The organism is Actinoplanes sichuanensis (genome assembly GCF_033097365.1).
GTDB classification, from domain to species: Bacteria; Actinomycetota; Actinomycetes; order Mycobacteriales; family Micromonosporaceae; genus Actinoplanes; species Actinoplanes sichuanensis.
Genome location: NZ_AP028461.1, coordinates 1,852,268 through 1,878,355 on the forward strand (window position 1 = coordinate 1,852,268; position 26,088 = coordinate 1,878,355).

The window sequence follows — 26,088 nt, forward strand, 5'->3', positions numbered from 1 at the left end:
GGCCCACCAGTTCATATTTAAAATTGTCGAAACCTTGCCGAAAACGTTTTCGTAGTTCAAGGTGACCTGTCATAGACCGCGGGCTATCGGATGAAAGATCACTGATGACCCGTACATCCCCAAGGTCTGGTCTTCGACAGCAGGAGGGCATTCCCCCAATGCGGCTTCTCCATGCACTTCCCCGTTCCCGGACCCGCCTCACCATCGCGCTGGCGGCGGTGCTACTCGTCCTCGGTTCCGTGATTCCGCAGCTCATGCCACAGGCATCGGCGGCGGCCAAGACCCTGTACATCCCGTCGCGCTGGGTGCAGACCGGCGAGGTCCCCTGGTCGTCGAGTCGCAGCCGGGAGTCGACGAACTTCGTCCTGCTGTGGGGCGAGAAATCGGGCACCAACCCGGTGTCGGCACCGTCGCCGTACAACTTCGACCCGAACAGCATCATCACCCAGCTCGAAAACCTGTACACGTTCTACGTCAGCACGATGAAGTTCACCCCGGAGACCGGGAAACTCGCCCAATACAAGATCATTGTGATCGTCACGAACACCTGGAACCGCACCGAGCTCAACGCCTGGGCCACCGGCGGCTCGGTCGACGGACAGGTCGGCATCATCAACATCGACCCCCGCGCCGCACAGCCCGGATCGTGGGGACTCGCCCACGAACTCGGGCACGTGTTCCAGGCCTACACCACGATGAACCGGCCGGGCGCCGGGTTCATCGACGCGACCGCCGGTACGTTCTGGGAGACCAGCGCCGAGTTCATGGCCATGCAGGCGCTGCCGACGACGGCGGCCGGTGACCTGACCAGGTGGTTGCGTTCGGAGAACCTCTACTACAGCTCCAGCCGACACCACTACGGCAACTGGATGCTGGCGCAGTACATCAAGGACCGCGACGGGCTCGCGATGTTCAACCGGATCTGGAACGAGGCGGCCGGCAACGAGCATCCCCTCGAAACGTACCGGCGGATCTCCGGGATCACGCAGACCGAGCTCAATCGACGTCTCGGGGAGTACGCCACCCGAACCGTCACGTACGACTTCGGCAACCGGTCGACATTGATGCCGTTCATCAACAGTGTGTACGGGGCCGGGTTCCTCAATGCGTACAACGGCGGCAATGTCGATGCAGTCGACTCAAGTCAAGGCCACTACCGGATCAATACGAGGGTGGCGCCGTCCGACTACGGGTTCAACAAGATCAAGCTGGTGCCGTCCACCGATGGCGGGCTGGTCAAGCTGCGGTTGAAGGGACACGCCGAGACCGGGGCGACCGGGTGGACGTTCGGGCTGGTCGCGGTGCGCAACGGCACGCCGCGCTACTCGTCGCTGGTCACCGGCACGGACGGGCAGGTCGACTTCCAGCTCCAGTCCGGGGAGAGCGAGGTCTGGCTGGTCGTCACCGGCACGCCCAACGCCGTCCCGCACTACGGGTTCCTCGACGGCTACACCAAGGCCCGCCGGTACCCGTACGAGTTCCGGGTCTCCGGTGCCACGCCGTCCGGTTTCGAGCCGGGCTATGTCAAGCCGGCCGCGACCAACGGCGGGCGCTGGCACTCCAACGGCGGCGGCTGGGTGGCCGGCAACGCGAGTGTCGCCTCCACCGCCTACGTCGGCCCGAAAGCCGCGGTGATGGGCGGAACCGTCACCGGCAACGCCCGGATCGAGGGCCTGGGCTGGGTCAACGGCGGCACCGTCGGCGGCAACGCGATCATCAAGGACAACGCACTCATCCAGAGCGGCGCCAACCTGTCCGGCAACATCGTCGTCGGCGGGGACGCCGAACTCGCGATCTCCTGCTCGTCCGGCACCTACCTGATGTTCAGCACCACCCGGGGCTGCGACGGCGGTGGCGGCGAGTCCGACATCAACCCGGCACACGGCACGTTCAGCACCGACGAACTCGCCATCGGCGGCGGCACCACTACCCCGCCGGCCGACAGCAACCTCGCTCGCAGCGCTACCGCATCGGCCTCGTACACGTCGTCGTGGGAGAGCATCGCCGCCATCAACGACGGCCTCGAACCGCCCTCGTCGAACGACACCACCAACCCGCGCTGGGGCACCTGGCCCGAGAGCGGCGAACAGTGGGCGGCGCTGACGTGGGCGAACACGGTGCGGGTCGGGCGCGTCCAGGTTTACCTCTTCGACGACAACGGAGGGGTACGCCCACCAGCGTCGTGGCGACTCCAATACCGGTCGGGCAGCTCCACCTGGGTCGACGTCTCCGGGGCCGGCGGGTATCCGGCGGCGGTCAACGCCTACAACACGGTGACGTTCACACCTGTCGACACGAGCGCGCTGCGGGTCGTACTCCAATCGAACGGAACCAGCTCGGTCGGCCTGCTAGAGGTTAAGGCCTTCGCCTCCTGACCGCTTTCGGTCTCGTGAGGGGTTCCGGCCCCGCCGGAACCCCTCACGGTTGCCGGCCCCGGAACCCCTTGCGGCGGCTGGTCCGCTGAACCTCCGCACCGGGCCGTTGAACCTCCCACACCGGCCGTCTCCTCCGGACCGCCGTCGACGGCCGGGGATACCGGCGATGAGTCAGGTCGTGGGGGATCCGGGGAGTTCGTCGGCCAGGGCCGAATAGGTCGGAGCCAGCCGGCGCAGCGTCGCCGCGGCGGCCTTGTCATTGCCGCTGACCAGGTCGAACTGCAGGCTGCCGACCAGCCGCGCCTGACCGGTCGCGATCGCCGCCGCCGGGCCGAGGCCGATCCCGGCCAGCCCGGTCGCCGCGTCGGCGAGGCGGCGCGCGCCGACCCGCACCGCGAAGTGGATCAAATGATCACGAACGGACGGTTCGAGCCCGGCGTCGATCTGCGAAGCCAGCCGGTACAACCCGTCCGCGCCGCCCACAGTCCCCGGCGGAACCGGCAGGTCACGGCCGCGCAGCCAGGCGGCGGCACCGGGCAGCGCGGCGCGCAGCGCGGCATCGGCACGCACCGCGACAACCCGATCAAAACCACTGCGCATGGTGTACGGACGATCGCGATACCCGATCGTGTCGGCCCGCCAGGCCGCCAGAAAATCCGGGACGGGCAGAGTCGCGTAGGGAAAACCGTGCGGATCGTGGAACCGGACCACGTCCCCGTCCACTTCGAGCACCACCACGAAGTGATCCGACCGGATCGGCCCGGTCATCCCCGGAACATGCCGCAGCAGCCCGAACTCCACCGGCCCGACCAGCACCGGCCCGCCCGCGTCGCGCAGCCTGGCCAGCGCGGTCTGCTCGTCGTCCGCCCCGTCGCGCCGACACGTCCAGCCGAGCAGCCGGATCGCCTCGTCGAGTCCTTGATCGGGGTCCCAGCCGTACGGATCGAAGAGCGGAAGCCGCCCACCGAGCAACTCGAACCCGAACGGCGACCCGGTGAGCACCTCGACCACCGACGGCGGCGGAGCGTGTTCCCCGAGAACCATGGCCAGCGAGTTGGCGTAACAGTAGGGACCGGACCCGAGGTAGGAAGGCATGCCACTCACCCAAACCCCTCACACGGTGGCAGAGTCAACGCCGCCGCCCACGCGTTGTCCCGGTATGGACCAAGACACAGCGCCACGACCCGCCGGTTCGGTGATCCTGGGTTGCGCCACCGCCGCGACGATCGCCGCCGCCTTCGCGACCGCGGTGCTGCTGCGCGATGAGGGCCGGTCCGGCTGGGATCACACGGTGCCCGCGTTCTGGCCGCTGCTCGCCACGGTGCTGGTGTCCGCACTGATCCTGCTGGTGTGGCCGCGCCACCACCGGGCCGCTGCCGTAGTGATCCTGGTCTGCGCGGTTCAGCTGATCGGCGGCGGGCTGGTGGCGTCCCGGGACTGGTTCCAGTTCGTCGCGCCCGAGGTGCTCAGGTTGGTGATGCCGTTGACCGTCCTGGTGGTGATGGCGATGACGGTGGTCGCCGGCGCGGCTCTCCTGCTGTTGTTCCGCCGACCGGCCGCGACGTGGCGCCCGCGGCACCCCGGTTGGCTGGTGATCGGCGTCCTGGTCGCGGCCGTGCTGCCGGCCTGGTGGGCGGTGTTGTCGGACTTCACGGAGATGGCCTTCACCGGTCAGATCGCACTGGCGTGGTCCCTACCCTGGGGCGCCTGCCTGGCCGCCGGCGCCTGGCTCGCAAAGCCATTGCGCCGCCTGACCGCGCTGACCGTGGCCGCAGCCCCGCTGGTCACGCTGGCGCTCCTCCTCACCCCGATGTTCCCCGGCACCACCGGCGACTGATCCGGGCCGGACGGGGACGTCAACGCCGGAGAATTCGGCGCGATCGAGTCCGAATATGGACAGTGAAGACCGCGAGTTGATCTATCGCCGAGCGGTGTCGTCGGGCAGATGGCGGCGTTTGTGACGGTATGGAACGAGACGCGGCGCGTAAGCCGGTGGCCGCCGCCGGTTTCGTGATCCTGGGAGTCGTGTTGATCGCCCTCGTCGTGGGGCTCTGGTCGGCACTCAGCGCGGTCGGCCGGGACGCCCTGATGATCGGGGCCGTAGCGGTGCTGTCGGGTGGGATCCTCGTCGGGTTGCGGCGGCGTCGGTCAGGCCGGTGGGCCGGCGAGCATGCTCGCCCGCAGTAGGCCGTCACGCATCGGCAGGGCGCGCCTGACGCGGCTCAGGTGGCCTGCGGCGGCGGCCATCCGGGCCAGGCGCCTGGTCGCCGGGCGGCGGCGACGGTCGTAGGCGGCCAGGCCGACGGGGATCGCCGTGGTCTCGCGCAGGCAGTCGGCCAGGGCGACCGCGTCGATCAGGGCCTCGCAGGCGCCGCGGCCCAGATCCGGGGTCATCGCGTGCGCGGCGTCGCCGATCAGGGCGGCGTTTCCGCTGACATAGGTCGGCAGAGGCGGAGTGACGTACACATCGTGGCGCAGGATACCGCCCTCGGTGACCGTGTCGAGGACCTGGCTCACCGGCGCCGCCCAACCGCCGAACATCCGTCGCAACGCGGCGGCCTCCGCGCCGGGATGGAAGTCGCCCTCCGGGGCGCCGCCCGCCGCGAACCAGTTGGTCCGGCCGCCCTCCTGCGGGGTCACGCCGAACTTGACGCCGCAGCCCCACACCTCGACGAACGTGCTGGTCGCCATGCCGTCGACGGTGCCGCGCCAGGCCGTGCCGCCGGAGTAGCGCGCCCGATACCCGGAACCGAACAGCTGCTCTCGGGTCCGGCTGAACACGCCGTCGGCCACCACGACCAGGTCCGCGTCGAGGCTGTCGATCCGGTCGACCGGGTCGGAGAAGCGCAGGTCCGCGATGGTGGTGGCGGTGCCGTGCAGGATCTTGAGCAGGGCGGGCCGGGAGATCAGGTGGATCGGGTCGGCGGCCGGGGTACGGATGGTGACGATCCGTGAGCCGTCGGGGCGGCGTACCTCGCCCGACTCCTGCCGGGTGCCCGTTTCGCGTACCGCATGACCTGTCTTCAAAGCGTCGAGTGCCCGCAAAGCGGCAGGCCACATGCCCAGTGCCGTGCCGGTGATCGGCAGGGCCGAGTCCCGTTCGTGAACGGTGACCCGCCAACCGTCATTACCGAGAGCGATGGCGGTGGCGAGTCCGCCGATGCCGCCGCCGATGATCGCCGCATGTCGTCGCATACCCACACCGTACAACAGATGTAGTTCTTCGACTACAGGTGTTGTGAGCGGTAGGGTGATCACGTGCCCTCCCGTCAGGAAGACCTGCTCGACGCGGCCATCGGCGTTCTCGGGAACCAGGGCGTTCGGGCGCTGACCCACCGAGCGGTCGACGCCGCCGCCGGGATGCCGCTCGGATCCGCCGCCAACTACTTCAAGACGCGGGATGCGCTGATCAGCGCCGTCGTCGAACGCTTCGCCGAACGTGACCGGATCGCCTGGCGCGCGATCGCCGGATTCGTCCAGCCGTCCGATCCGGGCGAGCTGGCCACCGCGTTGACCGGCTATGTGCTGCGGGCACTCGGTCCGGAGCGGCCGGTCACCGTCGCCCGTTACGGCCTGTTCATCGAGGCGGCCCTTCGGCCCGCACTACAGGAGCATCTCGCGGAGTCCGCGGCCGAGCTGCGCCGCTGGGCGACGCAATGGTTACGGGCGATAGGTTCAACCCAACCCGACGCCGACTGTACGGCCATAATGGACTACCTCGACGGGCTGATCCTGCACCAGCTCGCTTTCCCAGGCCCACCCGACACCCTGGCCGCGGCCATCGACCGCACCGTCCGCACCCTGATCACCGTCAACCGGGCCGCTCCCTGACCCGGACCGGAAAGGTGCCGGGGCGCCGGAAGAGTGGGCCCGGCCGGACCGACCGTGCCCCGGCAAGCGCCCGGGGCGGCGGACCGGACCGGCCGTGTCCGGCGGGGTGCGCTGGCGGCGGACCGGCCCGGCGGGGCGTTGGGGTGTCGGACCGGGCCGGACCTGCTGTGCCGCGGCGGGGCGCCCGGGCGGCGAGCCGGTCAGCAGATGCCGAAGTGTCGCCTGAGCTGATGTGACGCCGCTCCGGCCGCCGCGCGGACCCGCGGATCGGGGTCGTCACGAAGCTCCCGCACCGGCTCGGCGGCGGCTCGGTCGCCGAGCCGGGCCAACGCGCCGATGGCGTTCACGCGGGTGATCGGATCACTGTCGGTGAGCGCCTCCAGCAGCTCTTTCTGTGGTTTCCAGTCGGGCTTGCGGCCGAGCAGCCAGAAATAGGCGCGCCGGACATGGACGTCCGATCCCGCCAGGTACAGGTACTGCTTCGGCCCGTCGATCGCGGCCAGTGAGCGGCCCGCGGCATGCCGGGCGCGGCGGCCCGGGGAGGTCCGGAACACCTGCCACAGGGTCGGCACCGCCCGGGGGTCGCCGATCCGGCCCAGTGCCGCCGCGGCCCGGCCGACGTGAACGGTGTCGCACAGCCGGATCAGCGCGGTCACCGCCCGCTCGTCGCCGTGCCGGGCCAGGACCCGGGCCGCGCGGTCCCGGACCACCGGATCCGGATCATCGCAGGCCGTGACAGCGACGGCGGTGACCTCGGGGCCGCCGATCCGATCCAGCGCCCGCAGCGCGTGGTCGCGGACCTCGGGGTCGGTGTGGCCCGCCAGGTCGATGAGCGTGGGTACGGCGTCGCGGGAGCCGATCTTGCCCAGTGCCTCGATGGACGAGATCTGCGCGGATCCCGCCTGCGCCATCCGGGACAGTGTGGGCACGGCCTCGACGGCTCGCAGCTCACCCAGCGCGAACGGCCCCTCGTGCCACCACAGTTGCTCGGTGACCTGTTCCAGAAGGAGGGGCAGGGCGCGGTCGCGGTTCGCGGCGAGCCAGCCCCGGTCGTCGCGCCACGGCGGGTCGACCGGATCCAGAGGACGGTCCCGCAGCGCTGCCTCGGCCGCCGGACCGCCGATGGCCCGCAGGCGCCGCACCGCCTCACGCCGGGTCCAGCGCAGTCGCGGCTCGATGCCGCTCACCACCTGCCGGAGCAGGCTGATCTCCGCGTCGTCGCCGGGCCCGGCCAGTCCGCTGATGGCGGCCGTCGCGACGTTCGGGTCGGCGAGGTCGACCCGGCTGAGCAGCAGCGCGCGGTCCGCCGGGTTCCGGGCGGCGGCCCGGGCCACCACCGCGACCGACCGCTCCCAGTCGTCGGCCGCATCCCACCACTGCTCGGACATCCGGCGGATCGGCTCCAGAGCGCTGGTGTCCGGCTTCGACGCGAGCGCGTAGATCGAACCGCGAACCGCGGTGAGACAGCAGGTGCGGGCCGGCCCCGCGACCTCCGCCCGGTAGGCGGCCAGCAGCTCGGCCGCCGCCTGCGCGTCGGCGCGCTGTTGGCGGCCCCGCGCGAACGGTCCGAGATGCTCGCCCGGGGCGAGGGCGCCCGGCACGGGCGCCGTCGGCGGGGCGGCGAGGGCGTCCGGCACCGGCACGGACGCCGACGGCGGGGTGGCGAGGGCGTCCGGCATCGGCACCGGCACGGGCACGGACGCCGACGGCGGGGTGGCGAGGGCGTCCGGCGCGGGCGGAGCGGGCGCCGACGGCGGGGCGGCCAGGCCCAACGACTCGGCGAGGCGTAGGTGCTGCCGGCCGAACAGGTGCGGGTGGTCATCGCCGTTCTCGGTGAGCACCGCATACCGGATCAGGGCCGCCGCCGGGTCACGGAGAAGTCGTTCGGTGAACGTCTCCGGCCAGTCGGCCGGCCCCTGCTGAACGGTCTCGACGAGCCGGACCACCGCCGCCGGCACACCGGCCCGGTACAGCTCGGTCGAGGTGACCCCGCGCCGTGGCACCGCATACAGCCAGGCCGCCTGCACCTGCGTGGCGCTGCCCCCGGCCGCCGCGACGTGCCCGGCAACCCGCTCCAGATGATCGGTGAAGAGCCCGTCGCCGAAGGTCTGCCCACGATGTGCCCGGCCCGCGATCCGGCGTGCCTTCCCGAGTCCCATCAGGACATTGCACCGTATCGCTACAAGGCCCCCGCCGCGGCGGTGAGGATCTCGGTCACCACCTGGTCGGCGGCGGCCGGTTTGCCGTGGCCGGCGGCGTTGCGGGCCAGCGTCTCCCGCCGTTGCGGGTCGGCCAGCAGCAGGTTGAGTGTGTCGCGCAGGTGCTCCGGGGTGGCCTCGGCACCGTCGAGCATGACCGCCGCGTCCTGCTGGGACAGGTGCCGGGCGGTGATCCGCTGCTCGTCGCCCGCCGCGTGCGGGTAGGGGACCAGCACACAGGCCTTGCCGAGGGCGGTCAGTTCGGCGACCGTGCCGGCGCCGCTGCGGGCGACCACGACGGCGGCCGCGGCCAGGAGATCGGGCAGCTCGTCGTGGATGAAGTCGAGAACGTGGTAGCGGTGCGCCAGGTGCGGTGGCAGACCGGCGGCGACCTGCTGCATCTCGGCGAGGCTGAGGCTGCCGCACTGGTGCACGATCTGGCAGTGCTGGAGCAGGTCGGGCAGCGCCCCGGAAAGCATTCGGTTGATCTGCTGGGCGCCGGCCGCGCCCCCGGTGACCAGCACGAGCGGCACCGCCGGGTCGAGCCCGAACGCCGCCAGCCCCTTGGCCGCGTCGCCGGTCAGGACGGCGGGCCGGATCGGGTTGCCGGTGACGACCGCGCGGGCGCGCGCCTTGGGCGGCAGGTGCTCCAGCGACGCCTCGTGGCTGAGCAGGATACGGGTGGCGACCCGGGCCAGGATGCGGTTGGCCAGGCCCAGGCTGAGGGTCTGCTCGTGCATCAGATAGGGCACCCGGAACAGCGCGGCGGCCAGCCCGATCGGCACCGACACGAAGCCGCCGGTGCTGAGCACGACCGCCGGGCGGGTCCGGGCGACGGTGAACGCGGCCTGCAGGATGCCCAGCGGGATCCGGAACGCGTCGACGAAGTTGCGGCCCAGGTCACGGGGGCTGACCGAGCGCCGCAGCTTGCCGGTGGTGACCGCTTTGAACGGGATGTGGTTGCGGACCGCGATCTTCGCTTCCAGACCCTCGGCCACGCCGACCCACAGCAGCTCGGGGGCGGCCCCGGTCTCGGCGAGCCGGGTCTGGAGGGCGTTGACCGTGGTCAGGGCGGGGTAGGTGTGCCCGCCGGTGCCGCCACCGGTGACGATCATGCGCAGTCCGCGCAGACGTTGGGTGCCGTAGACGGACATGTGAAACCACTCCGAGCGTGCCGTGCCGATGGGACGCCGCAGTCTACGCCGTCACCGGCGGCCGCCCACAAAAGTCACCGGCGGCCGCCCACGGAAGTCACCGGCGGCCGCCGACGAAAGTCACCGACGGGACGGCCGCGGCCAGCGCCCAGTCGTGACCGATGTCGGCCGCGGTACGCAGCAGTTTCGGCAGGTGGTCGTCGAGCAGTGTCTCCACCGACGTCTCGGCTGCGTGCACCGTCACATTCACGGCGGCGATGACGTTGCCGTCGCCGTCGCGCACTCCGGTGGCCACCGATCGGATGCCCGGCGCTAGGTCCTGATCGGCGAGCGCCCACCCCTTGGCCCGGACCTCCCGCAGCGCCGCCTCCAGTTCGGCCGGGTCGGGCTGCCAGCGGGCGGCGATCCCGGACCGGGAGGCCTCGGCGAGGACACCGTCGACGGCCGCCGGCGGCAGGGCCGCCAGCAGGACCTTGCCCATCGAGGTGGCGGCGGCGGGGAAGCGGGTGCCGATGTTCACCGCCAAAGTCACGATCTTCGGTACGGCCACCCGAGCCACATAGACGATGTCGGACCCGTCGAGCTGAGCCATCGACGTCGACTCGTTGGTCTGCGCGACCAGTTTCTCCATGTGCGGCCGGGCCACGTCCCACATGCTCAGCGAGTTGACGTAGGCCATCCCGAGGTCGAGCACCCGCGGGGTCAACGCGTAGCCACGGCCGGCGCCCCGCACGTACCCCAAGGTCTCGAGGGTGATCAGGATCCTCCGGACCGTGGGGCGGGCCAGGCCGGTCACCCCGGCGATCTCGCTGAGCGTCATCGACGGGGTGCCGGGCCGGAAGGTGCGCAGGACGTCGAGGCCGCGGGCGAGCGCCTCGATGAAGTCGGGACCCGTGCCCCTTCCGGTGTCAGTCATCCCGGCAATGCTTTCATTCGGGTGAACCCGCGGTGTAGTCGGTGTACTGGTACGGGTTGTCGAACAGTTCGGCCTGCGGCAGGTCCGGGTTCTGGCCGCGCAGCCAGGCCTCCTCGCCGAGGGTCTCGCGCAGATACGAGATCGTGCCGTCGGCCCGGGCGCGGGCGGCCGCGAGATCCACGCCGACCAGCTTGCCGTCGCGTTTGACGATCTTCCCGCCGACCACGACGGTGTGCACGTCACCGCGCTGGGCCTGGAACGCGACGTGGCCGTACGGGTGCAGGATCGGGAACATCGCGGGCGAGGCGTCGTTCTTGAGCAGCACGATGTCGGCCTGCCGCCCGGGGGTGAGCGCGCCCAGTCGGGAGTCGAGGCCGAGCGCCTTGGCGCCGCCACGGGTGGCCCAGTCGACGACCTGTTCGGCCCGCAGGTGGTGGTGGGTGACGGTCTCCTGTTTGCCGTGCGCTTCCAGGTGTTCGCGGGAGCGGTCGGCGCTGAGCGTGGTGCGCATGGCGGTGAACAGGTCGCCGCTCCACCACACGCTGGTGTCCATCGACAGCGACACCGGGATGCCGTAGCGGCGCAGCGCCCAGGTGGGCGGGTAGCCCTGGCCGGCGCTCTGCTCGCTCTCGGTGGAGACGCTGACCGAGCCTCCGGTGGCGGCGATCCGGTGGTACGAGTCGGCGCCGAGCGTGGCCGCGTGGACGTACACGGTGCCCGGGGTCATGAAGCCGTTCTCGTACATCAGGCGGATGCCGTCGTCGTTGGTGGCGCCCCACACCCCGGCGTGGGTGGTGACGGTGGCGCCCAGCTCACGGGCCACTTCGAAGGCGGCCTTCTCCGGGAACGCGGGGTCGCCGGTGACGTCGAAGGCCATCTGGAAGCCTTCGAGTCTGCCGCCGTCGATGCGGCGGCGGTGGAAGTCGCGGAAGCCGTCGGAGGCCGACCACTCCCAGGGGCCCTGCTGGATGTTGCCGTAGGCGAGGATGAACCGTCCCGGCACCGCTTCGAGCGCGTCGACCGCCGCGTCGGCGTGCTGCGGGGTCTGCAGGCCGTGTGACCAGTCGACGGTGGTGGTGACGCCGGCGTCGAGGGCTTCGATGGCGCCGAGCAGGTTGCCGGCGTGGATGTCCTCGGGCCGGAAGTGTCTCCCGGATTCCAGGTAGTACCAGACGAAGTACTGGGTGAGGGTCCAGTCGGCGCCGTAGCCGCGCATGGCGGTCTGCCACATGTGGCGGTGGGTGTCGATCATGCCGGGCATGACGATGCCGCCGGACGCGTCGATCTCCTCGGCGTCGTCCGGGGCGGGCAGGGCATGGCCGATCGCGGCGATCCGGCCGTCGATGGCGAGCACGTCGGCGCCGGCCAGCACCGAGTGGGTGTCGTCCATGGTCAGGACCAGTCCGTTGCGGAAGATCACCGGTCTTGCGACGCTCATCTGCGCTCCTTTCGGACTGCTGTCCGCATGGCGGTCAGCGTGGTCAGGCCAGCGTGTTCCCGGTCACTTGCGATGTCAAGGATTTGTTTCGACGCGGTTAGGAAACCGTTGACACCGACCTCGACACCGAGCAGTCTGGTCGAGCGGACAAGTGTCCGTAGAACGGGCGGTAACTGATGGCTCAGCAATCCAAGGGCCCACTGGACGGCCTGCTCGTCGCCGACTTCTCCCGGATCCTGGCCGGGCCGTACGCGACGATGCTCCTGGCCGACCTCGGCGCCGAGGTGATCAAGGTGGAGGGACCCGGTGGTGACGACACCCGTACCTGGATGCCACCGGTCCGCGACGGCGTCTCCACCTACTACCTGGGCATCAACCGCAACAAGCGGTCGATCGCGCTGGACCTCAAGGACCCCGATGACCGGGCCGCCGCCCAGGAACTGGCCCGCCGCGCGGACGTGCTGATCGAGAACATGCGGCCGGGCGGTCTGGCCCGATTCGGCCTCGACTACGACACCGTGCGCGGTGGCAACGAGCGGATCGTCTACGCCAGCATCAGCGGGTTCGGTTCGGGCGCGGGCGCGGGCATGCCCGGGTACGACCTGATGGTCCAGGCGATCTCCGGGCTGATGAGCCTCACCGGTGATCCGGACGGCTCGCCGTACCGGGCCGGGATCTCGGTCTTCGACGTGATGGCCGGCCTGCACGCGAGCATCGGCATCCTGGCCGCGCTGCACCGGCGCGCGGACACCGGGCAGGGCCAGCACGTCGAGGTCAACCTGCTCAGCTCGGCGCTGTCCGGCCTGGTCAACCACTCCAGCGGGTACGTCGCCGGCGGCACCGTCCCGTACCGGATGGGCAACGCGCACCCGAGCCTCTTTCCCTACGAGCCGCTGCCGGTCGCCGACGGCGAGTTGATCGTCATCGCCGGCAACGACGGGCAGTTCCGCAAGCTGTGCCAGGTCCTCGGACTCGACGGCCTGCCGGAGGACCCGCGATTCGGTCGCAACCAGGACCGTACGGCCAATCGGGAAGAATTGCGGCCGATCCTGGTGGAACGCCTCCGGACGAGGACCCGCGACGAATGGTTCCGCGACCTGATGGCTGCCGGCGTGCCGTGCGCGCCGATCAACACCATCGACGGCGGCGTCGCCATGGCCGAGGAACTCGGCCTGAATCCGGTGGTCACCGTCGGCGGCGTGCCCGGCGTCCGCAACCCCATCACGTTCTCGCAGACCCCGGCGCGGTACGAGCTACCGCCGCCCGGACTGGACGAACACGGCGAGGAGATCCGCAGATGGCTGACGAACTGAGCTTTCCCACCGGACTCGGCACCTCGGACGCCGACACGATCTCGCTGCTCGGGCAGGACCTGGCCGCCGACCTGATGGGGCGGGTCGGGTTCGGGGAACTCGCGTTCTGGCTGGTCGCCGGGCGGCGGCCGAGCGCGGGGGAGGTGCGGCTGTTCGAAGCGGTGCTGGTCGCGCTGGCCGATCACGGGTTCACCCCGACCGCGATCGCGGCGCGGCTGACGTACCTCTCCGCGCCGGATTCCCTGCAGGGCGCTCTCGCGGCCGGGCTGCTCGGCGGCGGCTCGCGATTCCTCGGGGTGACCGAGGACTGCGGGAGGTTCCTCGCCGCCGTCCTCGCCGAGGCTTCCGGTGACGATTTCGACGCGATCGCCCTCGACGCCGTCACCCGGGCCAAGGCGGAGAAACGGTTCGTGCCGGGGCTCGGGCATCCCGTTCACAAAGTCGAGGACCCGCGCACTCCGGTCCTGATCCGGATCGCCACCGAAGAGGGGATCTACGGACCGCACCTGCGTCTCTTCGAGGCGATCGGCCGCGTACATCCGCAGGTTCTGCATCGGAGGCTGCCACTCAACGGCGCCGGAGTCTGCGGCGCTGCGCTCGCCGATCTGGGATTGCCGGTGGAGATGCTGCGCGGATTCGCGCTGCTGGCCCGCGCGGCCGGACTGCTCGGGCAGATCGCCGAGGAACGGCGCCGCCCGATCGCCAACCAGATCTATCTGACCGTCGACCGTAATGCCGTCTACGAGGCATAGGGAGGACCATCAATGGCCAGCATCGTCGCGGTCATCGCCTCGACGCACCACCCCTTCTACTATCGGGCCAGCACGTCGACCGGGGCGGACCGGCCGCCGTTCGCCGACGAGTGGACCCGCAAGATCCTCGCCTTCCGGGAGACACTGACCCGCGCCAACCCGGACGTCCTGGTCATGGTCGGCTCTGATCATTTCCACCAGTTGTGGCTGGACAACATGCCGCAGTTCCTGGTCGGCAAGGCACCCGTGTACGACGCGAACTGGTATAACGAGGAACGCGAGTTCGGGCTGCCGCGCATGACGCTGAAGGGGCAGGAGGACCTGTCGTCGCACATCCTGCGGGCCGGCCTGGACGAGGGATTCGACCTGGCGTTCAGCAACGAACTGCGGATCGACCACAGCATCACCTGCCCGATCATCACGCTGCGACCGGAAGCGGACCTGCCGATCGTGCCGATCTACACCAACATCTTCGCGCCGCCGCTGCCCCGCCCGACCCGGTTCGTGGACCTCGGCGTCGCCATCCGCAAGATCATTGAGGAGTGGCCGTCGCACCTGCGGGTCGCGGTGATCGGAACCGGTCATCTGTCACTCGAACTCGGCGGGCCCCGGCAGTTCGGGCCGCACGGACCGGACCCGGCGTTCGACGAACGGGCCGTGGCGTGGATCGCCAACGGCGACCTCGACGGATGCCTGCGGGAGGTGACCCTGGACAGCCTGCACGCGCCCGGGAACGCCACCCACGGATTCATGGACTTCATGCTGATGATGGGTGTCGCCGGAGCCGGCGCGAAAGCCGACTACGTCGACACGTTCGACCTGTTCCACACGATGGAGGCGTATTTCACCTGGTACCCGAACGGGGCTCCGGCATGAGCAAGTATCTGCTGAACAAATTCCTCTTCACCGTCGACCGCGACCCGGAACTGGTCGAACGCTATCGCGAGGACCCGCGCGAACTGGTCACCTGGTGGGAGTCGACGGTCGCCAATTCGCTGCTCAACTGCCATTCCGGTGAGGCGAGCACGTGGCTCGAGTTCACCCCGGCCGAACGGGACGCACTGATCGAGCGCGACCATGTGCGGCTGTTCGAGATGGGCGCGCATCCGTTCCTCACCCTGACCCTGTTCATCGCCGTGTTCGAACGCGACAACACCGAACCCCTCGAATACCAGAAGGCGTACGGGGCGGCGCTCTCCGGGTTCTCGCTGCCGTACCCGGACATCGCGACATGATCTCCGCGGCGGTTCTGCGGGAATGCGGGCGGCCGCCCGTTCTCGAACAGCGGCCCGCCCCGGTCCCGGCCGACGGGTCGGTGCTGGTCGACGTGGTGGCGGCGCCGATCACGCCGCTCGACCTGCTGTGCGCATCCGGGACCAGCTACTTCGGGGCGCCCGCCACACCCTACGTACCGGGTGTGCAGGGCGTCGGGCATCTCGCCGACGGCACGGCCGTATGGTTCGCGACCTCGGCCGGCATGCGCCCGGGTGACGGCAGTATGGCGTCGGTCGTGGCGGTGCCGGAGAACGACGTCGTCGTCCTCCCACCGGGCGCGCCGCTGGTGCCCGTCGCCGCGCTCGGGCTGTCGGCGGTCGCGGCGCTCGGGGCGCTGCACGCGGCGGGCAGCCCGGAGGGCAAACACGTGCTGGTCCTCGGTGCCGGCGGCACGGTCGGGCAGGCCGCCATCCAGTTGGCGCTGCTGGCCGGTGCGCGCCGGGTGATCGCCGTCGCCCGCTCGGCCGACGCCCGCCGGCATGCCGAGAGCCTGGGCGCGACGGCGGTACCGATCGAGGACCTGGACGGCCCGGCCGACCTGGTGATCGACCCGGTCTTCGGAGCACCCGCCGCGGCGGCGCTGCGGGTCCTGCGCCCCGGCGGAACCCTGGTCAACCTGGGTTCCTCGGCCGGTCCGACCGCCCCGATCGACTCGGCGACGCTGCGCAGCGGCTCCCTGCAGATCCTCGGCTACACCAACAACGCCCTGTCCTGGCGCCGCCGAGCCACCATGATCACCGAGGTGGCCACCCACGCCGCCGCCGGCCACCTGACCGTCACCCACTCGCCGGTCCCGTTCAGCTCGGTAGCGTCGGCCTGGACCGACACCACCCCCACCCGCCGGGTCCTGACCTTCTGACGGACGGTCGGCCCCGGAAGCTCTAGCGGTCGGGGTGGCAGGTTTCGGAGGGTGGCCAGTCGTGGTTGCGGAAGGCGGCCGGAGTGGTGCCCATGACCCGGCGGAACTCGGCGCCCATATGGGACTGGTCGTAGTAACCGGCGTCGGCGGCGACCTCGGGCAGGCGTCGCCCGAGACCGGCCAGAACCCGCCGGACCCGGTCGATGCGGACGAACTGAGCCGGTGTCAGCCCGGTCTGTTCGGTGAACACGTTGCGCAGGTGCCGTTCGCTGACGTGCAGTTCGCGGGCCGCCTCGGCGACCGGCCGGCGGGCCGCGCCACCGGACAGCAGCGGGATCGCCGCCGTGACCAGACCCCGGTGGGTCGAACCGACCCGCCGCCGCTTGAGCACCTCGGCGGCGGGGACGGCACGGTCGACCAGCTCCCGCAAGGGGATGTCGAGGAACCCGGCCGCCCGCCCGGGCTGGAAGCGCATGAGGTGACAGGTCCGGCCGGGCTGATCGGCGTAGTAGCGGGCCGTCGTCCGTGGGCCGGCGACGACCAGCTCTCCGGGCCGTCGCCAGATCAGGGTCACGTCGGGATCGGGCGCTTCCAGGACGGTCATGACCCGGACCGTACCGAAAGTTCCTAGGCCCGGAGGTCCGCCGCCTGGAACCGTGACCGGCATGATTCTCGTGACCGGAGCCACCGGAACCGTCGGGCGGCATGTCGTGCAGCTTCTCCACCAGGGTGGACACCCGTTCCGGGCGATGAGCCGCAAACCGTCCGGGCCGGGGGTGGTGCGGGCCGACTTCGACGATCCCGGTTCGTTACGCCGGGCGGTGGCCGATGTCCGAGCGGTGTTCCTGCTGACGGCTCCGGCCGTACCATCGCCCGATTTTGATCTCGCCTTGCTGGCGGCGGCCCGGGAAGCGGGAGTCGCGTCGGTGGTGAAACTGTCCGCGATCGGAACCGGTGAGGTGTTCGAGGGAGCGACCGTCGGAGCGTGGCATCTGGCCGCGGAACAGGCGGTCCGGGAGTCCGGCCTGGCGTGGACGATCCTGCGGCCGTCGAGTTTCGCCAGCAACGCTCGGCATTGGTTCGCGGGCGGACCGGTGCCCAACCTCACCGGCGACGGACGGCAGGGTGTCATCGACCCCCGCGACATCGCCGCCGTCGCGGTCGCCGCGCTCACCGGTCCGGCCCACGCGGGCCGGACCTACACGCTGACCGGCCCCGAGCTGCTGTCCGTTCCCGATCAGGCGCGGCAACTCGGCGAGATCCTCGGCCGGCCGGTCGCCACCGTGGACCTCCCGCCCGCCGAGGCGGCCGCGCACCTGCTGGCCGCCGGGCTGCCGCCGGCCGCGGTCGATGCCACCGTCCTCGGGTCGGCCTGGGCCCGGGCGGGGCACAACGCGGTTCTGACCGGTGACGTGGCGGATGTTCTCGGCCGTCCGCCGTCGACCTTTCGGGACTGGGTCTTGTTATCGATCACAGAGTGAGCTTCGAACGCCTGTGATCGAACATGTTCGAATCGTTGACTGCGAATCTGTGATCGTTAACGTCCTCGGTGTCGGCTCACCACCCGCCTCGGAGGAACGCCTATGTCCGCCCGCTCCCTGTTCGCCGCGTCCCTACTACTGACGGGATTCGTCGTGGTGCTGTCGAGTTCCCCGGCCCAGGCCGCCACGATCGCCACCGGCGCCCGGTCGCTGGAGTCGGTCAACTATCCCGGCCGGTTCGTGCGCCACCTCGACAGTCTCGGCCGGATCGACCCGATCACCGCGAGCAGCACGGCACAGGCCAAGCTCGACGCCACCTTCACCGTGGTCAACGGGCTGGCCTCGCCGTCGTGTTACTCGTTCCAGGCGAAGAACGGCCAGTTCCTGCGGCACCGTGACTACCGACTGCGACTGGACACCAACACCGGCGACGCGACGTTCCGCGGCGATGCCACGTTCTGCGCCGTCGACGGCTCGGTCAGCGGATCGGTCGCGCTGGTCTCGTACAACTATCCGGACCGGCGGATCCGGCACCGGGACTTCGCGCTCTACCTGGACGCCTACCAGGACACCGCGACGTTCCGCGCGGACAGCTCGTTCAAACCGGCCGCCCCGTGGGCGCCGAAGACCGCGAAGAACCCGGTGCTGCCGGGCCTGTTCGCCGACCCGCAGATCGTCAACTTCAACGGCCGCTACTACCTCTATCCGACCACCGACGGGTACGCCGGATGGGGCGGCACCTACTACAAGGCGTTCTCCTCGGCCGACCTGGTGAACTGGACCGACCACGGTGTGATCCTCGACCACGGCCCGGACGTGTCGTGGGCCGACAACTCGGCCTGGGCACCGGGCGTGGCCACCCGCAACGGTAAGTACTACCTGTACTTCTCCGGCGGCCTGGCCAGTGGCAACACCGCCAAGCAGCTCGGGGTGGCGGTGGCCGATTCGCCGACCGGCCCGTTCAAGGACGCGCTGGGCCGCCCGCTGGTGACGAGCGGTCAGTTCTCCGGTGGGCAGGCCATCGACCCGGCGGTGTTCACCGACGACGACGGGCAGTCGTACCTCTACTGGGGGCAGGGCGTGTGCCGGGCGGTGCGCCTCAACACCGACATGACCTCCTTCGACACCACTCAGGTACGCACGATCACACCCGCCGGCTACAACGAGGCCCCGTTCGTGATCAAACGCAACGGCGTCTACTACCTGATGTGGTCGGAGAACGACACCCGCAGCGAGGACTACCGGGTCGCGTACGCCACCGGCACCTCACCGCTGGGCCCGTGGACGAACCGTGGCGTGATCCTGCAGAAACGCCTCGACCTGGGCATCAAGGGCACCGGCCACCACTCGGTGGTGCAGGCCCCGGGCACCGACACCTGGTACATCGCCTACCACCGCTTCGCCGTCCCGGCCGGCGACGGCACCAACCGGGAGACCGCCATCGACCGCCTGGAGTTCAACACCGACGGCACGATCCGCCCGGTCACTCCGACACTGTGACGTCCGTGGGCCCCGTCCCGGGCGGGGCCCACGGCACGCGCAGTGATCGATATCCTCCGGATCGGTGATCGAACTCAGTCAGGGGGAGCTGAAGTGAAACATCGTGGTAAAGCGGTCCTGCTCATGGCCGCGACCATCGTGGCGTTCTTCGCCGCGCCGGCGAACGCCGACGACTCGGTGTCGTTGTGGTCGGACGCGGACACACCCGGCACGATCGATGTGGACGACTCGTCGGCCGTCGAGTTGGGGACACTCTTCCGGTCCGACGTCGGCGGCACGGTGACCGGCGTGCGGTTCTACAAGTCGGCGGCCAACACCGGCCCGCACACCGGTTCGTTGTGGACCGGGGACGGCGACCGGCTGGCGCAGGTCACCTTCACCGGCGAGACGGCGTCCGGGTGGCAGACCGCGGCCTTCGCGCAACCGGTGCCGATCGACGCCGACCGTGACTACGTCGTCTCCTACCACACCACGACCGGCCACTACTCGGCCGACAACAACGGCTTCGCGCAGGCCCGTGACAGCGGTCCGCTGCACGCTCCGGCCGACACTCCGGACCGTTTCAACGGCCGCTTCCGGTACGGTCCGGGCGGGTTCCCGACCTCGACGTGGGCCTCGACGAACTACTGGGTGGACGTCACGTTCACCCCCACGCCGACGATCCCCGAGGAGCCGCCGGTCCAGACCGGGTTCCCGAACGCGGACAACACCGGGGTCCCGGCCGGTGTCACGCTCACGCCGTTCACCGAGCCGTGCAACTTCCACACCGACAACCAGGTGATCGACCGCAAGATCGTCGACTGCGCCGACGGGATCCAGGTCTACGCCGGCAACGTGACGTTCCGCAACAGTGTGATCAACCGGGCCATCGAGACCAACGCCGCCGGCGCCTCGATCACGATCGTCGACTCCGAGGTGCGGGCCGGGGCGACCAGCTGGGCGGCGGTCAGCGGCACCGACGTCACCGTGCTCCGTTCGGAGATCACCGGCGGTCAGCACAGCGTCCGCTGTGACGGCGACTGCCTGGTCCAGGACTCGTACCTGCACGACCAGTTCAACGACCCGAACAGCAGCTTCGGCTACCACAACAACGGGTTCCTCTCCAACGGCGGCTCCGGCATGGTGCTGCGGCACAACACGCTGTGGTGCACCCCGCTGGACAACGAGATCGGCGGCGGCTGCTCGACCAACCTGTCGCTGTTCGGCGACTTCGCCCCGATCACGAACGTCACCGTGGAGAACAACTACTTCCACGCCACACCGGCCGCCTACTGCGGCAGTTTCGGCTACAACCCGGGCAAGACCCACGGCGACAACCCGTCCGGTGTCGTCGTCCGGGACAACGTCTTCGAACGCGGCCCGTCCGGCCACTGTGGTGGCGTCGGCCCGGTGACCAGCTTCCTGACCACCGGCCCCGGCAACGTCTGGACCGGCAACACCTGGTCCGACGGCGGCACCGTGGACCCGGCCTGACCGATCAGTAGCGGAAGGCTCCGACCAGGGTGTTCAGTTCGCTGGACATCCTGGCCGGGTCGTCGGTGGCCTGACGGGTCTCACTCACGCCCCGGCTGGTGTTCTGGGCGGCGGTGGCGACCAGGGTGATGTTCTGGGCGATCTCGTTGGTGCCGGTCGCCGCCTCGGCGACGCTGCGGTTCATCTCGGCCGTCGTCGCGGTCTGTTCCTCCACCGCGGACGCGATGGTGGTCTGGAAGTCGCTGATCCGGGCGATCACCAGGGAGACCTCCTCGATCGCGGTGACCGCGCCGGTGGTGTCGGCCTGAATGGTCTCGATCCGGCGGGAGATGTCCTCGGTGGCCCGGGCCGTCTCCTGGGCCAGGTCCTTGACCTCGGAGGCGACCACGGCGAAACCCTTGCCGGCGTCGCCCGCCCGGGCCGCTTCGATGGTGGCGTTCAGGGCCAGCAGGTTCGTCTGCTCGGCGATCATCGTGATCACCTTGATGACGTTGCCGATCTCGGCCGACGAGTCGCCGAGTTTGCTCATCGTCGCCGACGTGGCGGTGGTGATGTCGACGGCCTCGGAGGCGACCCGGGCGGCTTCGGCGGCGTTCTGCGAGATCTCCCGGATCGAGGCGCCCATCTCCTCGCTGCCGGCCGACACCGTCTCGACGCTGCGCGACACCTCTTCGGCGGCCGCCGACACGGTCTGGGCCTGCGAGGACGCCTGTTCGGCGGAGCCGGCGATCTGCAGCGCGGTGCTGGACATCTGTTCCGCGGCACTGGCCAGGGCGGTCGCCGATCCGTCGATGGTCTGCACGGTGCGGCGCAGATTGTCGACCGCCCGGTCCAGGGCCTGCGCCATCTGACCGGGCTCGTCCCGGGACGTCACCCCGCTGGTCCGGGTCAGGTCACCGTCGGCCAGCGCCTCGCACACCACCTTCACCCTGGTCAGCGACCTGACGATCCGCCTGGCCACGGCGATGCCCATGGCCAGTGCCAGCAGCGCGCCCACCACGATCATGATGATCGAGGCGCGGCGGCCGAAGTCGTAGCCGGCGTGGGCGGCGTCGCCGTTCTTGACCGCGTCGCCGGTCTCGGTGGCGTCCATCTCGACCAGGTAGCCGTCGACGTCCTTCATGATCGGGGCGACCTTGGCGTCACGGATACCCGCCCAACCGGCGAAGTCGTTACGTGCGCCGGCCGGCAGCAGTTCGTTCTGGGCGACCGTCACATACGAATCCCAGGCGGCCTGAACGGCGTCGATGGTCGCCACCGGGGTCGCCGGCTCGCTCGCCCGGTAGGCGGCCATCGCCGTGTCGAACTGCTCGATCCGGGTGTCGAACTCCTTGGTGTACGACTCGATCTCGGCCGGGCTCTGGGCGATCGCCTGGTTGGCGGTGGACAGCCGGGCCCGGTAGAAGGCGGTCTTGATCTCGCCGACCGCCTTGATGCTCGCCACGTTGCTGGTCAGGATCAGCTCGGCCGCCTGGCTGCTGGTGCGCAGCTCGATCAGCCCGAACACGCCGACCACGACCGCCACCACCACCGCGGCCACGACCGCGGCGAGGATCTTGACGTTGACGCTGAGATCATCGAAGAACGATGTCGCCACGACCGGGCCCCTCACGGATGGGGAGAACTCGAACCCTCACTATCTCCCCCGCAGACATGACGTGAGGGCGGTTCGGATAATCCACCGGATCGCGGACCGTCCCGGGTGTCGAGGAGCAGCCGACGAGTCCGGAGTACGGTGGCCCGGTGATCCGATTCGGGGTGCTCGGGCCGGTGATCGCCGAGGACGGGACCGGCTCGGCCGTACCACTGAAGGGTCCGATGCATCGGGCGGTGCTGGCCCGACTGATCGTGGCGCGCCGGCGGACCGTACCCCTCGATGATCTTGTGGCTGATCTCTGGATCTCGCCGCCGGAAGGCGCGGTGGTCGCGGTGCGCACCTTCATCGCCGCGTTGCGGCGGGCGATCGAGCCCGGCCGTCCGGCGAGAGCGCCGGCGACGCTGTTGGTCACCCAGGGGAGGGGGTACGCCCTGCGTGCCGCCCCCGATCAGGTGGACGCCTGGCGGTTCGAGCAGGCGGTGACCGCCGCCGACGAGGCCCGGCTCGCCGAAGCTCTGGCCTGGTGGCGTGGCCCCGCCTACGCCGACTTCCCGGACGCCGCGTGGCCTCGAGCCGACCGTTCCCGGTTGGCCGAGCTGCGGCTGCGGGCGGTGGAGCGGCTGGCGTCGGCCCGGCTGGAGTCGGGCCGGGCGGCCGAGGCCGTCCCGGACCTCGACGCGCATGTGACCGCGCACCCGTGGCGCGAGGACGGCTGGCGGCTGCTGGCCCTGGCCCTGTACCGCGCACACCGACAGGGTGACGCCCTCGCCGTGCTGCGCCGGGCCCGTGAGCTGCTGATCGGACAGTTGGGTGTGGAGCCCGGCCCGGCGCTGCGCGCGCTGGAGGGCGACATCCTGCGGCAGGAGCCGCATCTGGACGGCGCCGCGGCGTCGGCTGACGCGGTGTGGGCGCGGGCCGCCGCGGCCTATCGGCAGGTGCGGCCGGAGGGCCGGCTGGAGTCGGCGGTGGGGCTGCTGCGCAACCTCGCGGTGACCGGTCCGGGCGGCCTCGAAGTGGCCCGGGAGCAGCGGGCGGCGGCGGTGTCGGCGGCCGAGGAACTCGGTGATCCGGAGCTGACCGCGCGGGTGATCGGCGCCTACGACGTGCCGGCGGTCTGGACCCGTGCCGACGATCCGGTGCAGTCGGCCGGGATCGTCGCGGCCGCCGAACGGGCGTTGGCCGCGCTGCCCGTGGACGGCTTCCGGCCGGTGCGGGCCCGGCTGCTGGCCACCATCGCCGTCGAGTCCCGCGGGAGCCGCGATCCGCGGCCGCGCGACTGTGCCCGGCAGGCCGAGGCGATCGCCCGGGAGCTGGACGATCCGGGATTGCTGGCGTTCGCGTTGAACGGTGTCTTCATGCAGAGCTGCCGGCAGACCGGGGGGTCACGGCTGCGGGACGGGATCGGGGCGGAACTGGTCGGGCTGTCCCGGCGGCACGGGCTGGTCACGATGGAGGTGCTCGGGCATCTGATCCGGTTGCAGTCGGCATGCGCGGTGGTCGCGTTCCGGGACGCCGATCAGCATGCCCGGGCCGCCGACGACCTGGCCGACCGGCACGGGCTGCCGCTGGTCGGCGTGTTCACCCAGTGGTATCGGGCGTTGCGTGCCGATGTGGTCGAGGCGTCGCCGTCGGCTGAGGACCTTTATCGGGCCGCGGCGGTACGGCTGGAGCATTCCGGAATGCCCGGGATGTCCGAGGGGCTGTTGCCGTTGGCGCTGCTCGGACTGCATCTGCGCCGTGGCACGCCGGACCCCGGCTGGGATGCGTACCCGCCCGGCACCGATCTGGCCACCGTCCCGGACCCGCCCGCCGACCTGCTCGCCGAGGCGCTGTGGTGCCTGTATGGGCGGGCCGCCGTCGCCGCGGGTGACCGGGTCGCCGTGTCGCGGGCCCGGACCGCGCTGGCCCCGGCCGCGGGGGAGTGGGCCGGAGCGGGCAGCGGACTGCTCACCCTCGGCCCGGTCGCCGACCACCTGGCGTCGTTTCCATCGTTGTAGGGCGGGTCAGCCGTCATAGGGCGGGTCAGCCGTTGTAGGGCGGGGCCACGCCCCAGCCCCAGTGCGGCACCGGAGCCTCCCGCGGTGGGGTCGCGCCCGGCTGCGAGTTGGCCAGTGCCAGACGGGTGCCCCACTCGATGTAGCCCATGAACGCGGCCCGGAACTCCGGATCGTCGGGCAGGCCCACCTCGTCGGCCGCGTCCACCAGCAGGTCGACCCAACGGCGCCGCTGCCGCTCGGTGATCCCCCGGCCGAGGTGATGGCCGAGCATCGCCGGATAGCCGCCACGCTCGCCGGTGTAGCGGGCCGGACCGCCGAACACCTCGGCCAGCCACATCGCGACGTGTTTCGGATGGCCCGCATCCATGTGCGCGAACAGCGGCCCGACCACGTCGTCGGCGATCACCAGCTGGTAGAAGCGCTCGGTGAGTCGCTCCAGGGCCTCGGTGCCGCCGGCCCACTCGTACATGCTGGGGATCGAGCCGCCCTGGCCGCGCACCGCGGTCCGCTCGTAGTGGCGCATCTCGTCGATCGCCTCGATCCACGGGCGGATCTCGGCCAGGAACCCGGGGAACAGGTCGCCGCCCCGGAAACCCTTCAGGTGGTCTTCGGTGGACGTCCACGTGATCCGCAGGATGTAGACGTCCGGCTCGTCGGTGCAGCGGCTCAGCTCGTAGTCGACACACTGCGGTGCGAGGGCGAGAAACCGGGCGGCCCGGCCGTACGCCTCCTCGAAAGCCGTGGTGTCACCGGGAATGCGATACCGGATGTACTCGACCGTCATCCGTCCACCATAGACCCTGCAACGTTGTAACTATGTAATCGGCAACTGTCCTCACTGTTGATGATCTACCATCCGCAGACGTTCGATGAACGGGGAGGAAACAAGAAAACATGTCCACCTATGTGTGGCTACGCAGGATCGGTGCGTCCCTGCTCACCACTACGGCCACGGTCGGCGCGTTCGCGCTGCCCGCCGAGGCCGCCGCCACCGGGGTCGCGTACGTCCGGTTCCGGGACGCGGGCCAGCCCGTCGATCTGGTGTTCACGGCCGGTGCCGGCAAACGGAACTCGGTCGTGATCACCCGCTCGGGGCGGACCATCACCGTCGACGACCGGGTCACGCTCCGTGCCGGAACCGGTTGTAAGCAGGTCAAGGGCGACAAGACCCGGGTCCGCTGCACGATCAGCCAGGACATCCGCATCCTCGATGTCACCCTCGGCTCGGGCCACGACAAGGCCACCAACCGGACCGGACTGTCGATGCGCGCCGCCGGCGGCTCCGGCAACGACGACCTGGTCGGCGGTTCGGTTTACGACTCGCTGTGGGGTGGCACCGGCAAGGACCGGATCTGGGGCAACGGCGGCAGCGACTACCTGGCCGGTCAGAGCGGCGACGACGTGATCGCCGGCGGTGCCGGAAACGACAACATCGCCGGCGGCGCGGGTAGCGACCGGGAGTACGGTGGTGCCGGCCACGACGGTCACAACCAGGGCGGGGAGCCGTCCGGTGCGGACGCCGACCTGATCGACGGCGGCACCGGAAACGACATGGTCACCTACGGTGCGCGTACCAGAGCCGTCAGTGTCGACTCCGACAGCGGCCGGAAGGACGACGGCCGCAAGGGCGAGGGCGACACCGTGCTCGCCATCGAGGAGATCTTCGGTGGCGACGGCGACGACCGTCTGGACGGCACCAAGGGTCCGGATCGGCTGTACGGCCTCGGCGGCGACGACATCCTGAACGGTCACTGGCACAACGACGTCCTGAACGGCGGTTCGGGAGTCGACCATCTCTACGGTGAGGGCGGCTACGACACCCTCAACGGCCAGCAGGACGGCGTCGTCGACTACCTGGACGGCGGCGACTACGACGACGACTGCATCCAGAACACCGACGTCGAGTCCCTGTTCGACTGCTGAACCCGT

23 protein-coding genes are annotated in these 26,088 nt (G+C 70.5%); 14 read left to right on the forward strand and 9 right to left on the reverse strand.

What is annotated here, in order from left to right; genetic code table 11:
* Positions 1 to 158: 158 nt before the first annotated feature.
* Positions 159 to 2,375: a DUF6055 domain-containing protein gene (locus tag Q0Z83_RS08020; protein WP_317793174.1), complete on the forward strand. Its 2,217-nt coding sequence runs from the start codon at positions 159 to 161 to the stop codon at positions 2,373 to 2,375.
* A gap of 171 nt (positions 2,376 to 2,546) precedes the next feature.
* Here the strand turns inward: Q0Z83_RS08020 and Q0Z83_RS08025 are convergent, their stop codons facing one another.
* On the reverse strand, positions 2,547 to 3,470 hold the full coding sequence (locus Q0Z83_RS08025; RefSeq protein WP_317793175.1) for a hypothetical protein: 924 nt from the start codon (positions 3,468 to 3,470) through the stop codon (positions 2,547 to 2,549).
* Between the two features lie 64 nt (positions 3,471 to 3,534).
* Between Q0Z83_RS08025 and Q0Z83_RS08030 the strand changes: the two genes are divergently transcribed.
* Together Q0Z83_RS08030 and Q0Z83_RS08035 are read left to right on the forward strand one after the other, a co-directional pair.
* Positions 3,535 to 4,212 (forward strand): hypothetical protein, encoded by a 678-nt coding sequence (locus tag Q0Z83_RS08030; protein ID WP_317793176.1) that lies wholly within the window; start codon positions 3,535 to 3,537, stop codon positions 4,210 to 4,212.
* Positions 4,213 to 4,340: 128 nt separating this feature from the next.
* The gene (locus Q0Z83_RS08035) at positions 4,341 to 4,562 is read left to right on the forward strand and encodes a hypothetical protein (protein ID WP_317793177.1); all 222 of its coding nucleotides are present in this window, start codon (positions 4,341 to 4,343) and stop codon (positions 4,560 to 4,562) included.
* On the opposite strand, the gene Q0Z83_RS08040 is transcribed toward Q0Z83_RS08035, so the two are convergent.
* Positions 4,524 to 5,570: an FAD-dependent monooxygenase gene (locus Q0Z83_RS08040; protein ID WP_317793178.1), complete on the reverse strand. Its 1,047-nt coding sequence runs from the start codon at positions 5,568 to 5,570 to the stop codon at positions 4,524 to 4,526. The genes Q0Z83_RS08035 and Q0Z83_RS08040 overlap by 39 nt on opposite strands.
* A gap of 63 nt (positions 5,571 to 5,633) precedes the next feature.
* Between Q0Z83_RS08040 and Q0Z83_RS08045 the strand changes: the two genes are divergently transcribed.
* The gene (locus tag Q0Z83_RS08045; protein ID WP_317793179.1) at positions 5,634 to 6,206 is read left to right on the forward strand and encodes a TetR/AcrR family transcriptional regulator; all 573 of its coding nucleotides are present in this window, start codon (positions 5,634 to 5,636) and stop codon (positions 6,204 to 6,206) included.
* Positions 6,207 to 6,406: 200 nt separating this feature from the next.
* Here the strand turns inward: Q0Z83_RS08045 and Q0Z83_RS08050 are convergent, their stop codons facing one another.
* The 4 genes from Q0Z83_RS08050 to Q0Z83_RS08065 all read right to left on the reverse strand — a co-directional run bounded on the left by Q0Z83_RS08050 (position 6,407) and on the right by Q0Z83_RS08065 (position 11,912).
* Positions 6,407 to 8,365, reverse strand: a complete 1,959-nt coding sequence (locus tag Q0Z83_RS08050) for a HEAT repeat domain-containing protein (RefSeq protein ID WP_317793180.1) — start codon at positions 8,363 to 8,365, stop codon at positions 6,407 to 6,409.
* A 20-nt stretch (positions 8,366 to 8,385) separates the two neighbouring features.
* Complete coding sequence (locus Q0Z83_RS08055) at positions 8,386 to 9,558, reverse strand: UDP-N-acetylglucosamine--N-acetylmuramyl-(pentapeptide) pyrophosphoryl-undecaprenol N-acetylglucosamine transferase (protein ID WP_317793181.1); 1,173 nt, start codon at positions 9,556 to 9,558, stop codon at positions 8,386 to 8,388.
* Positions 9,559 to 9,655: 97 nt separating this feature from the next.
* Positions 9,656 to 10,474, reverse strand: coding sequence for an IclR family transcriptional regulator domain-containing protein (locus Q0Z83_RS08060; RefSeq protein WP_317793182.1), 819 nt, complete (start codon positions 10,472 to 10,474; stop codon positions 9,656 to 9,658).
* 13 nt (positions 10,475 to 10,487) lie between these two features.
* A complete protein-coding gene (locus tag Q0Z83_RS08065; protein ID WP_317793183.1) occupies positions 10,488 to 11,912 on the reverse strand; it encodes an amidohydrolase family protein in 1,425 nt (474 codons plus the stop codon).
* A gap of 176 nt (positions 11,913 to 12,088) precedes the next feature.
* Here Q0Z83_RS08065 and Q0Z83_RS08070 point away from each other — a divergent pair, with 176 nt between their 5' ends.
* Genes Q0Z83_RS08070 through Q0Z83_RS08090 form a run of 5 tightly spaced genes read left to right on the forward strand, consistent with a single transcriptional unit; the run spans position 12,089 to position 16,111 of the window.
* Positions 12,089 to 13,225, forward strand: a complete 1,137-nt coding sequence (locus Q0Z83_RS08070) for a CaiB/BaiF CoA transferase family protein (RefSeq protein WP_317793184.1) — start codon at positions 12,089 to 12,091, stop codon at positions 13,223 to 13,225.
* Positions 13,210 to 13,977 carry a citryl-CoA lyase gene (locus Q0Z83_RS08075; protein ID WP_317793185.1) on the forward strand — a complete coding sequence of 256 codons (768 nt, stop codon included), beginning with the start codon at positions 13,210 to 13,212 and terminating at the stop codon, positions 13,975 to 13,977. The genes Q0Z83_RS08070 and Q0Z83_RS08075 overlap by 16 nt, the downstream gene beginning before the upstream one ends.
* Before the next feature lie 12 nt (positions 13,978 to 13,989).
* Positions 13,990 to 14,853, forward strand: a complete 864-nt coding sequence (locus tag Q0Z83_RS08080; protein WP_317793186.1) for a DODA-type extradiol aromatic ring-opening family dioxygenase — start codon at positions 13,990 to 13,992, stop codon at positions 14,851 to 14,853.
* Positions 14,850 to 15,212 carry a hypothetical protein gene (locus Q0Z83_RS08085; protein WP_317793187.1) on the forward strand — a complete coding sequence of 121 codons (363 nt, stop codon included), beginning with the start codon at positions 14,850 to 14,852 and terminating at the stop codon, positions 15,210 to 15,212. Before Q0Z83_RS08080 ends, Q0Z83_RS08085 begins: the two co-directional genes overlap by 4 nt.
* Complete coding sequence (locus Q0Z83_RS08090; RefSeq protein ID WP_317793188.1) at positions 15,209 to 16,111, forward strand: quinone oxidoreductase family protein; 903 nt, start codon at positions 15,209 to 15,211, stop codon at positions 16,109 to 16,111. The genes Q0Z83_RS08085 and Q0Z83_RS08090 overlap by 4 nt, the downstream gene beginning before the upstream one ends.
* Positions 16,112 to 16,133: 22 nt before the next feature.
* On the opposite strand, the gene Q0Z83_RS08095 is transcribed toward Q0Z83_RS08090, so the two are convergent.
* Complete coding sequence (locus Q0Z83_RS08095; protein ID WP_317793189.1) at positions 16,134 to 16,715, reverse strand: AraC family transcriptional regulator; 582 nt, start codon at positions 16,713 to 16,715, stop codon at positions 16,134 to 16,136.
* Between the two features lie 61 nt (positions 16,716 to 16,776).
* Between Q0Z83_RS08095 and Q0Z83_RS08100 the strand changes: the two genes are divergently transcribed.
* The 3 genes from Q0Z83_RS08100 (at position 16,777) to Q0Z83_RS08110 (ending at position 20,565) form a co-directional block, all read left to right on the forward strand.
* Positions 16,777 to 17,592, forward strand: coding sequence for an NAD(P)H-binding protein (locus Q0Z83_RS08100; protein ID WP_317793190.1), 816 nt, complete (start codon positions 16,777 to 16,779; stop codon positions 17,590 to 17,592).
* Positions 17,593 to 17,694: 102 nt separating this feature from the next.
* Positions 17,695 to 19,092, forward strand: coding sequence for a family 43 glycosylhydrolase (locus Q0Z83_RS08105; RefSeq protein WP_317793191.1), 1,398 nt, complete (start codon positions 17,695 to 17,697; stop codon positions 19,090 to 19,092).
* Between the two features lie 93 nt (positions 19,093 to 19,185).
* Positions 19,186 to 20,565, forward strand: a complete 1,380-nt coding sequence (locus tag Q0Z83_RS08110) for a DUF4082 domain-containing protein (protein WP_317793192.1) — start codon at positions 19,186 to 19,188, stop codon at positions 20,563 to 20,565.
* A gap of 4 nt (positions 20,566 to 20,569) precedes the next feature.
* Here the strand turns inward: Q0Z83_RS08110 and Q0Z83_RS08115 are convergent, their stop codons facing one another.
* Positions 20,570 to 22,162: a methyl-accepting chemotaxis protein gene (locus tag Q0Z83_RS08115; RefSeq protein WP_317793193.1), complete on the reverse strand. Its 1,593-nt coding sequence runs from the start codon at positions 22,160 to 22,162 to the stop codon at positions 20,570 to 20,572.
* A 146-nt stretch (positions 22,163 to 22,308) separates the two neighbouring features.
* On the opposite strand from Q0Z83_RS08115, the gene Q0Z83_RS08120 reads away from it, so the two are divergent.
* Positions 22,309 to 24,159, forward strand: a complete 1,851-nt coding sequence (locus tag Q0Z83_RS08120; protein WP_317793194.1) for an AfsR/SARP family transcriptional regulator — start codon at positions 22,309 to 22,311, stop codon at positions 24,157 to 24,159.
* Positions 24,160 to 24,184: 25 nt separating this feature from the next.
* Here Q0Z83_RS08120 and Q0Z83_RS08125 read toward each other — a convergent pair whose 3' ends face one another.
* A complete protein-coding gene (locus tag Q0Z83_RS08125; RefSeq protein WP_317793195.1) occupies positions 24,185 to 24,943 on the reverse strand; it encodes a group II truncated hemoglobin in 759 nt (252 codons plus the stop codon).
* A gap of 110 nt (positions 24,944 to 25,053) precedes the next feature.
* On the opposite strand from Q0Z83_RS08125, the gene Q0Z83_RS08130 reads away from it, so the two are divergent.
* Positions 25,054 to 26,082: a calcium-binding protein gene (locus Q0Z83_RS08130; protein ID WP_317793196.1), complete on the forward strand. Its 1,029-nt coding sequence runs from the start codon at positions 25,054 to 25,056 to the stop codon at positions 26,080 to 26,082.
* The last annotated feature ends 6 nt before the right edge of the window (positions 26,083 to 26,088 follow it).

What these genes read in the sequence shown, in the direction of transcription:
- Q0Z83_RS08020 (WP_317793174.1), top strand. Translation starts at nt 159, where the DNA reads ATGCGGCTTCTCCATGCACTTCCCCGTTCCCGGACCCGCCTCACCATC.
- Q0Z83_RS08025 (WP_317793175.1), bottom strand. Translation starts at nt 3,470, where the DNA reads ATGCCTTCCTACCTCGGGTCCGGTCCCTACTGTTACGCCAACTCGCTG.
- Q0Z83_RS08030 (WP_317793176.1), top strand. Translation starts at nt 3,535, where the DNA reads ATGGACCAAGACACAGCGCCACGACCCGCCGGTTCGGTGATCCTGGGT.
- Q0Z83_RS08035 (WP_317793177.1), top strand. Translation starts at nt 4,341, where the DNA reads ATGGAACGAGACGCGGCGCGTAAGCCGGTGGCCGCCGCCGGTTTCGTG.
- Q0Z83_RS08040 (WP_317793178.1), bottom strand. Translation starts at nt 5,570, where the DNA reads ATGCGACGACATGCGGCGATCATCGGCGGCGGCATCGGCGGACTCGCC.
- Q0Z83_RS08050 (WP_317793180.1), bottom strand. Translation starts at nt 8,365, where the DNA reads ATGGGACTCGGGAAGGCACGCCGGATCGCGGGCCGGGCACATCGTGGG.
- Q0Z83_RS08055 (WP_317793181.1), bottom strand. Translation starts at nt 9,558, where the DNA reads ATGTCCGTCTACGGCACCCAACGTCTGCGCGGACTGCGCATGATCGTC.
- Q0Z83_RS08060 (WP_317793182.1), bottom strand. Translation starts at nt 10,474, where the DNA reads ATGACTGACACCGGAAGGGGCACGGGTCCCGACTTCATCGAGGCGCTC.
- Q0Z83_RS08065 (WP_317793183.1), bottom strand. Translation starts at nt 11,912, where the DNA reads ATGAGCGTCGCAAGACCGGTGATCTTCCGCAACGGACTGGTCCTGACC.
- Q0Z83_RS08070 (WP_317793184.1), top strand. Translation starts at nt 12,089, where the DNA reads ATGGCTCAGCAATCCAAGGGCCCACTGGACGGCCTGCTCGTCGCCGAC.
- Q0Z83_RS08075 (WP_317793185.1), top strand. Translation starts at nt 13,210, where the DNA reads ATGGCTGACGAACTGAGCTTTCCCACCGGACTCGGCACCTCGGACGCC.
- Q0Z83_RS08080 (WP_317793186.1), top strand. Translation starts at nt 13,990, where the DNA reads ATGGCCAGCATCGTCGCGGTCATCGCCTCGACGCACCACCCCTTCTAC.
- Q0Z83_RS08085 (WP_317793187.1), top strand. Translation starts at nt 14,850, where the DNA reads ATGAGCAAGTATCTGCTGAACAAATTCCTCTTCACCGTCGACCGCGAC.
- Q0Z83_RS08090 (WP_317793188.1), top strand. Translation starts at nt 15,209, where the DNA reads ATGATCTCCGCGGCGGTTCTGCGGGAATGCGGGCGGCCGCCCGTTCTC.
- Q0Z83_RS08095 (WP_317793189.1), bottom strand. Translation starts at nt 16,715, where the DNA reads ATGACCGTCCTGGAAGCGCCCGATCCCGACGTGACCCTGATCTGGCGA.
- Q0Z83_RS08100 (WP_317793190.1), top strand. Translation starts at nt 16,777, where the DNA reads ATGATTCTCGTGACCGGAGCCACCGGAACCGTCGGGCGGCATGTCGTG.
- Q0Z83_RS08105 (WP_317793191.1), top strand. Translation starts at nt 17,695, where the DNA reads ATGTCCGCCCGCTCCCTGTTCGCCGCGTCCCTACTACTGACGGGATTC.
- Q0Z83_RS08125 (WP_317793195.1), bottom strand. Translation starts at nt 24,943, where the DNA reads ATGACGGTCGAGTACATCCGGTATCGCATTCCCGGTGACACCACGGCT.
- Q0Z83_RS08130 (WP_317793196.1), top strand. Translation starts at nt 25,054, where the DNA reads ATGTCCACCTATGTGTGGCTACGCAGGATCGGTGCGTCCCTGCTCACC.